Genomic DNA, 1,430 nt, shown 5'->3' on the forward strand with positions numbered 1-1,430 from the left:
TATGACAATTTTATATACTCCATAAACCCTTTAAATTAATTAGGTGGTTTATGTCGCACTTCAAGTTTTACTCTGCCTAGATTTTAAAGTGAAATGGGTGGCAGATTTTGGGTGTGATATACACCTTTTCCATCATTACCAATTTATTTAATTTCTTGTTTGGATGATTCTGGCGAAGAGCTCGTATATGTTGGAAAGACAAAGAATACGTCTCGATTTAATGGCGGACATTCTGCAGCCTTAAAACTCCATGCACCAGAATATAGTAATAAGCAAAAGAAAATATATAGAAGTACAGTTTGGTTTCATAATGATGAGGAATATATTTCTCTTGATTGGATTCAACCAGAAGCTTTGGCTCATGAACTTTTAGATAGTATTGAATCTCATCTTATATATCAATTTCAACCGAGTTTAAATATAGAAAAGAAGATAAAGCCAACAGCTAAATGGGAGTTTTATGTTCATATTCAGAATTTTTTAGAAGGGGGATTTTTAAATGACACCTTTATATGAAGAAATAAGGTCTGTTTGTAATATCTCGAGTTGAAGTATGCAGTAGCTAGCTTCTGTTGAGAATAGTCGCTCTAATCTATTATCATTGATTAGGTCATCTAACTTAGGAGACATTAATTATTCTTGAGCATTATTTTAATTTGAAAACCGCCATTAATGGCGGTTTTGTATCGTACCAGCTAAACAATCTTATAATCGTGATTTAGCTCACCGTTAAAATATTTCAAATTATTAGTTTTAAAACGTCGGTCTTCTTGAAAAGCCTTACTCTTTTATCTGTTTTTCCAAAATAGTAAGGTTTTATAAAACCTTGAGTTTGTAAGTTGGTAATATGTGAGTGACGCATATTTAGAATTGCACTTGCTTCAGCACCAGTAACATATTCCTGTTTTAGCTCTAAAACAGCTGTTAGTTCCTTCTTACTTACAAGTTTCCAATAAACTAGATTTTCAATGTTTAAGAAACCTGTTTCACACCAATATTTTTGCATCCAATTGATAGGGCAATTTAATTGATTTGTTGCATCTAGATAGGAAATATAATCCTCGCTATCGAGCTTCTTCTTAAGATTTAATAGCGAGCAAGCTTGGATTTGAACTGATAAAGGGTTTTTCTTATCTTTGTTAAGAATTCCTTTTTGAACAAGTACTGCAACTTTATTTGGGCTAATTTTTAAAAGTGTAGCTGCATCTCTTAGCGAGTAATAATTCAAACTGGTAGTTAAAGATCCTAGCGTATCTTTTCGCCTACCAGTACGTGTGGGATAGTGTTGAATTGAGTTTAAATCATTTGAATTAATATCTTGAACATCGTTTTTTAAAAAAATATTAATTGGGGTGTAAGCGTCCGCTGAGCCCCACTTTTTCTAACTCATTAATACCGCGATAGTGTCCACTAAAATTTAAGTGGACACC

Annotated in this window: 2 protein-coding genes; one reads left to right on the forward strand and one right to left on the reverse strand. The window is 32.7% G+C overall.

Translation table 11 applies throughout. From position 1 onward, the window contains the following. Nucleotides 1-159 precede the first annotated feature (159 nt). On the forward strand, nt 160-516 hold the full coding sequence (locus tag PV763_RS17545; RefSeq protein WP_236094678.1) for a hypothetical protein: 357 nt from the start codon (nt 160-162) through the stop codon (nt 514-516). Nucleotides 517-739: 223 nt separating this feature from the next. Here PV763_RS17545 and PV763_RS17550 read toward each other — a convergent pair whose 3' ends face one another. Next, the gene (locus PV763_RS17550) at nt 740-1,228 is read right to left on the reverse strand and encodes a hypothetical protein (protein WP_420938291.1); all 489 of its coding nucleotides are present in this window, start codon (nt 1,226-1,228) and stop codon (nt 740-742) included. Nucleotides 1,229-1,430: the final 202 nt, after the last annotated feature.

The sequence above is a fragment of the Acinetobacter sp. AS5 genome (assembly GCF_048957595.1).
In the GTDB taxonomy this organism is placed as follows: domain Bacteria; phylum Pseudomonadota; class Gammaproteobacteria; order Pseudomonadales; family Moraxellaceae; genus Acinetobacter.